At 57.4% G+C, this 6,380-nt stretch carries 3 protein-coding genes and 1 pseudogene; all 4 read right to left on the bottom strand.

The genetic code is table 11. From position 1 onward, the window contains the following. Positions 1-22 precede the first annotated feature (22 nt). The gene (locus FFS27_RS26390; protein ID WP_137952310.1) at positions 23-2,371 is read right to left on the bottom strand and encodes a type I polyketide synthase; all 2,349 of its coding nucleotides are present in this window, start codon (positions 2,369-2,371) and stop codon (positions 23-25) included. A 2-nt stretch (positions 2,372-2,373) separates the two neighbouring features. Then, positions 2,374-4,218, bottom strand: a complete 1,845-nt coding sequence (locus tag FFS27_RS26385; protein ID WP_034013858.1) for a non-ribosomal peptide synthetase — start codon at positions 4,216-4,218, stop codon at positions 2,374-2,376. Between the two features lie 3 nt (positions 4,219-4,221). Then, positions 4,222-5,376 carry a crotonyl-CoA carboxylase/reductase gene (gene ccrA / locus FFS27_RS26380; RefSeq protein WP_088294276.1) on the bottom strand — a complete coding sequence of 385 codons (1,155 nt, stop codon included), beginning with the start codon at positions 5,374-5,376 and terminating at the stop codon, positions 4,222-4,224. A 453-nt stretch (positions 5,377-5,829) separates the two neighbouring features. After that, positions 5,830-6,159 (bottom strand): annotated as a pseudogene (locus tag FFS27_RS26375) (transposase); the annotation flags it as partial. Positions 6,160-6,380 lie beyond the last annotated feature (221 nt).

Below are 6,380 nucleotides of genomic sequence, written 5' to 3'. Positions count from 1 at the left end.
CGTCGCCAACTGCGCGAGACCGTTAACTGGCAGAGCGCTTACGCCTGCGCCGTGGAGCGAGGGTGTTCCCATTTCGTCGAGGTGGGCGTGCCACAGTGCTGTCTGCCATTGTTCCGGTCAGGCCCGAGATCAGCGGCATGGACGGGGAGGCCAGTTCGAACTGCGAGACGAACGCCTCGAACTGTTCCAGCAAGGGGTCCAGGAGCGCCGAATGTCCCGGTCTGCTGATGTTTAGGCGCTGGTGGGTGACTGCGCAGGCATCAGCGTGTCGCATCAGGGTCTCGATGTCGGCAACGCTTCCCGATACTACGGTGTTGGTCTGCGTATTGGTTGCCGCGATGGATGCGTTGACGCCACACGCTTGCATCAGCCCGAAGACCTGTTCCTGGTCCGTTGCGATCATCAGCATGGCGCCCTGCTCGCCGATCGAATGCAGTAGACGGCTGCGCTCGGTGACGATCATGAAGCCTTGCTCAGGGGTGAAGACGCCTGCGACGCAGGCCGCAGCATATTCTCCCAGGCTGTGCCCCAGTAACGCGGCAGGTGTATGAAGGTTGCTCAGGAGCAAGCGCGCCATCGCCACTTGCACGATGAAGATCAAAGGCTGAGAGCGAGAGATATCCGTTTCGAGCGCGCCACTGAAGTGGTCATCGAACAGTAATTGCGATGCCCGTGCCGCGAACGTCGTGCTGCAGATCGCGTCGAACTCATCCACTGCCTGGCGGAAAACGGGCTCTCGCTCATACAGCGCGCGAGCCATGCCTCGATGTTCGCCGCCCTGGCCCGAGAACATCAAAGCGACTCGAACCGGCTGCGAGTGCCTGATGGGTAGTGGCATGTCCTGCATGTCTTGCAGGCCCTGCAAGGCTTGTGAGCGGTCGGTAGCGACCAGGCAAGCGCGATGGTCAAAGTGCGTGCGCCGTTGCCACAGGTTGGCCACGAATGTGGCGTAGGCCTCATCCGGCTGTGTATGTAGAAACTCCCTGTACTGCGCTATCAATTCACGTAGGGCTTGCGGGGAGCGTGCTGACAGAGGAACGAGACCTGCCGGGAGCGCGTGCACTGCTGGGGCATGAGCGTGCGTAGGCGCCGTTTCCAGGATCAAATGGGCGTTGTTGCCACCCAAGCCGAAGCTGCTGACGCCGATCTGGACACGATCGACATCAAGATCAATCGTGTTCCGGTTGACTTCAAATGGCGTGTCTTCGATGTGCAGTTCTGGATTGTAAGTTTGTAGATGTAGCGTCGCCGGAATCTTGCGGTACTTGGCGATCATGATCCCTTTGATCAGTCCCGCCATGCCTGCTGCCCATCCCAAGTGGCCGATGTTGCCCTTGACGCTGCCCAGATAGCAGAGTGACTGCCTGGAGCGTTCAGCGAAGACGTTGGCCAAGGCTTTGATTTCAATCGGGTCGCCAATTGGCGTGGCGGTGCCGTGGGCCTCGATGTAGTGGATGCGCTCCGGCGAGCTTTCTGCAAGACTCAACGCCTCACTCACCACTTGAGTCTGGCCTGCCACGGATGGCGCCGACATGCCTGCCCGGTGAGCGCCGTCATTGTTGGTTGCAATACCACGAATGAGCGCATGAATCTCATCGCCTTGGGCAAGCGCGTCGCTCAGTCGCTTGAGCACAATGACCGCCGCCCCGGAACCAAAGATCGTGCCGCTGGCCTGGGCGTCGAACGGACGGCAGTGGCCGTCTGAGCTGAACGGCATCCCAGGCTCGAAGAAATAAGGAATCGTCTGAGGTACCGAGATTGCACTGGCGCCCACCACCGCGCTCTCGCATTCGCCTAGGAGTAGGGCCTGTACGGCAGCCTGGACGCCAAACAAAGAGGTTGCGCACGCGGCCTGAACATTCACCGCCGGCCCACGGCAATCGAGTTTGTAGGCAATTCTGCTGGCAAGGAATTCCTTGTCAGTGGCCATGAAGCGGGCGAGCGCTTCAGAAGACTGATACAGGGCGCATGCACTGTCGTGTGCTTGCAAGCCATAGACATTGTTAATGAAATATGAACTTGGACCCGCACCGCAGAACACCCCAGTGGCTGCTGTTCGGCCATGAAGCGCGGCATCTTCCATCGCTTCCCACGCACATTCGAGCAACACCCGTTGTTGCGGATCCAACAACATCGCCTCCTTGAGGCTGAAGCCGAAAAATTCGTGATCAAAGCACTCGATGTGCTCGATCTGCGCCTTGGCGTGAATTCTGCCAGCCTGATCTTGGGAGACATCGATGCTCTCCACGCCATTCAGGAGATTCTGCCAGTATTGATGCACTGAATTGGCACCCGGGAAGCGGCATGCCATGCCGACGATGGCGATCGCGGTGTCTTCGAATCCTGACTGTTCGTCATTGAGCTCGCTCATCTTCAGTGCCTCCTCTTGGCCGATAGATTTGCCATGGCAGCACTGCGCTGCCTGCGATCACTGACCGGCAACGGTCTATCGGGCGGCGGTGTGACGCTGTGAGGACGGGCCAAGTGTGCGCAGAGATGGCGTGCGCAGGGGAATTCATACAGGTCTGTCAGACGCAGATCGTGAGCCAGCGCATGACGCAACTCCGCCATGAGCAACAGCAAGGAGATTGAACTGGCGCCCAGTTCCATGAAGTTGTCGAGTGCACCGACCTTGTCCAGTCCGAGGCAAGTGGCGGCGATTGCGCACAATTGAATTTCCATTGGGCCGTGCGGGGGCTCGTAATGCCCTGGGAGTTGATCGCGTGCGCTACCGAATCGAGGTAAACGTTGCGGGTCGGCCTTGCCATTATGGTTGAGCGGAATGGCGGCTATCCGCTGATAGAACGAGGGCAGCATGTACTCAGGCAACTGCGCGGCCAAGTGCGTGTGCAGAGCGAGGGTGACGTCTTGATCCGCTGCGTGTGTGGTGTAGTAGAGGATCAGCACCGTCGTGGCCCCCGACTCGCGCGCGACGACCAGGCAGTCCGTAACAAGGCCAGAGTCGGACACTACAACTTCGATTTCCTTGAGTTCGACGCGATGCCCTCGCACTTTATGCTGACGGTCGTGACGCCCTTTATAGTGATAGAGGTCATTGCTGTCCTGATAGCAAATATCGCCCGTGTCATACATCAGCTCACCGGATACAGGATCATGGATGAACCTGTCGGCTGTCTGCTGCGGCATGCCGTAGTACCCCAGAGCCAGTGATCTACCGGCGATGTACAGACGACCGCACTCGCCTGGCGCTACCGGCTGCAGATCCTCGTTCAGTACAAAGGCTCGGCTGCAAGGCAGCACGGCTCCGAGGGCAGGGAGGTCGGGCCATTGCTTGGGTGGCTGCTCGAGCACATGTTCCATCACGACGTGAGTTTCCGATGGCCCGTAATGATTGATCAGCCGGCAGGTTGGGTGCTCCTGGAACCATCTGCGTACTGCGGGATTGATCCTCAACTGTTCACCTGCCACCAAGATCTGTGTCAGCAGCGGTAGGTCAAAGGCGCCATTGCGATCAAACATCGTGAAAGGGATGAGCATGGAAGTGGGCAGGAACAACCGGGTGACCTGCCTGTCGTGCAGAGTCCGATAGAGGATGTGCAGGTCTTTCTTGATATCGTCTTCAATCAAATGAAGGGTGTGGCCGCAACACAGCGTGCTGTAGATCTCCTGAAAAGATACGTCGAAGCCCTGCGCGGCATAGAAAAGCGTGCAGCCCTGTACGGTATCGGGTTGGATCATGCCGTCGATCAGTGCGCTCAACGAGCGGTAGGGAACCATGACCGGCTTGGGGCGTCCGGTCGTGCCCGAGGTAAAGACTATATAGGCTGCAGCCTCCTGACGGTCGTTGGCTCCCGTGGGCTCAAACGGCTCGGTGCCGGGGTGGACTTCGCTTAGGTCGAGCAAGACCGTGCCTGCACGCACCAAGTCGATAGGTTCGGTGACGGGTCGATCCACAATGCAGAGCGCCAGGTCAACGGCATCGGCAAGCTGTTTTTGGCGCTCGATGGGATAGCCGCGGTCCAGCGCAATGGCCGTTCGTCCCGAGATGTGCACCGCCAGCAGCGCGACGATGTAGTTGATGTTTTTTGCCATCATCAAGCCAATAAGCGGGCCGGTGGTGGCTGTTTGCAAGGTGAGCGCCAGTGCCGCAGCGCGGCGGTACAGTTGCCGATAGGACAATGAATGATCAGTCTGGGTAACGGCAATACGCTCAGGATGAGCACGTGCAATTTCGATGAAACGCTCGATAAAGTCCATGGCTCATGCTCCATTACCGGCGCCAATACGAATGACCATGTTGCCCATGGGCTCGCGATTCTCAAACATGAGTTGATGCGCCTGGGGAAGTTCGTGGAATTCGAAAGTTCGAGTCAAACAGGGTCTTATTGTTTTCTGTTCAACCAGTGCGTTGAATGCCTCGCACTGTTTTCTGTTGGCAAAGTGCGAACCTTGAAGTCGCTTTTGCCTCATCCACTGGTATCGGATATCGAACGTGCCCCTGTAACCACTGGTGCCGCCACATATCACCACCATGCCTCCGGGTGCGCAAACGAAATTTGATGTTGGGAACGTATCTTCGCCGGGATGTTCGATCACGATCGATGGGTTTTTACGTGCACCCACCAAGCGCCATATTTCTTTTTGGAAGCGCCGAGCTTCCATCATCCAGTCATGGTAGAGCACGCCATCTTGCAGGTCATCGAGGGCCCCCCAGTGTTTGTAGTCGCGGCGATTGATCGTTCCGTGCGCGCCGTTCTCCATGCAGTACGCAGCTTTTTCCTCGCTGCTGACCACAACGATTGCAATGCCGCCTGCCGCCCGTACCAACTGGGTAGCTATCGCTCCCATCCCCCCGCTACCGCCCCAGATGAGAACCACGTCCCCTGGCTTCAGGGTATGGGGTGCGAATCCATACAACATTCGATAGGCAGTCGCTCCACAGAGCATGTAGGAGGCCGCCTCCTCCCAAGAGAGATGTTTGGGCTTTGGAAGCAAAGCTGTTTGCTTGACGCGGGTATATTCGGCGAACGCGCCGAAGTTGACTTCATATCCCCATATCTTTGCAGACCTGTCCATGATCTGGTCATCGACCGCATCCTCATCCCACCAACCGCAATGCATTACCACTTCGTCCCCAATCTGGACGTCGGTTACGTTCTCCCCGATGGCGACGACGATCCCGGATGCGTCCGATCCCGCGATATGAAATCCCTGCTGCTGTCCACCGCCCCCCTGAAGTGCGACGACATCGACCGGATGGCCCTGTGCTGCCCAGATGCCGTTGTGATTGACACCCGCAGCCATGACCTTTACTAGGCACTCATCGCCTCCCACCGGAGGAAGCGGCACACGTTCCAGCGCGAACGCTTTCAGCGGTGGGCCATAGCGCTCCGGTCTTATCGTGTGAGCTTGCATGGTGTGAGGAAGCCCAAGGGCCCGGTGTGTAGACGTGGATGCTACGGGTGCATTCATCGTTCGATTCTCCATGTTCGACAATTAGAGAACTCACCGCTAGAACTCACCGCCCTTTAGAATCTATTCGACCAGCGGTCGTGGGATCGATGTTCAGGCGTCACCGAGATCAGAGTTGTGAGGGGGTTAGATTAATTATCCAATACATGTGTTTTAATTAGTCTTCGAGGACGGATCAGGTTCACTAGGTATAATCTGAAGTAGCCCGGTATTTTTGGTCGCCCCCAGTCTCCACCGGTTTTGAACGCGGGCAGTCGATCAAAATCGACCAGTTGACCCGCTCATTTCTCCATTTTTGGCCGTCGCGAGCCCCTCGCAGCGACCATGTTCCACATTACAGGTGCACCTCTTCTGCATTCGCCAGTAAATATCGGCGCGCCATCCACAGGCTCGACCCAGCAGGCGACGGAAATTGAGAATGGTGGTTTCATCGGGAATACGCTCCAGGCCCAGCCCGGCAAACTGGCGCAGGATCGTGGTCTCGTACAGCGCCTCCTCCATCGCCGGATCGCTGTAGCCGAACCAGTTCTGCAGCAGGTGTATGCGCAGCATCGCCGTCAACGGATACGCCGGACGACCGCCTTCTCCCCAGGGATAGAACGGCTCAATTAGGGCTATCAGCCCCTTCCACGGCACCACCTGATCCATCTCGATCAGGAACAGCTCCTTGCGGGTCTGCTTGCGCTTGCCCGCGTACTCCGCGTCGGCGAAAGTCATCTGTTTCATCACAAAGGCCTTGCGGCTGGAATCCGCCTATTTTGCTAAAGTCAGGAAGTCTTTTTCAGAGACTACGTAGGGACAAACTTATAAACGCTTTTCTGCAATAGCCATAACCTCTTAAAAATTACAGGCGTCGAGCATCGATTCCGTTCTATTCTTTGGCCGGTTTGCCAAGGAGGTGTAGATAAAATAAATTAAACTCTCCGTCCCTCCTGCCTGGACTGTAG

Origin of the sequence: Pseudomonas sp. 2VD (assembly GCF_005503585.1) — a bacterium.
Classification (GTDB): Bacteria; Pseudomonadota; Gammaproteobacteria; order Pseudomonadales; family Pseudomonadaceae; genus Pseudomonas; species Pseudomonas aeruginosa.
This window is presented reverse-complemented; position numbering and strand designations above follow the sequence as displayed.

What these genes read in the sequence shown, in the direction of transcription:
- FFS27_RS26390 (WP_137952310.1), bottom strand. Translation starts at nt 2,371, where the DNA reads ATGAGCGAGCTCAATGACGAACAGTCAGGATTCGAAGACACCGCGATC.
- FFS27_RS26385 (WP_034013858.1), bottom strand. Translation starts at nt 4,218, where the DNA reads ATGGACTTTATCGAGCGTTTCATCGAAATTGCACGTGCTCATCCTGAG.
- ccrA (WP_088294276.1), bottom strand. Translation starts at nt 5,376, where the DNA reads ATGCAAGCTCACACGATAAGACCGGAGCGCTATGGCCCACCGCTGAAA.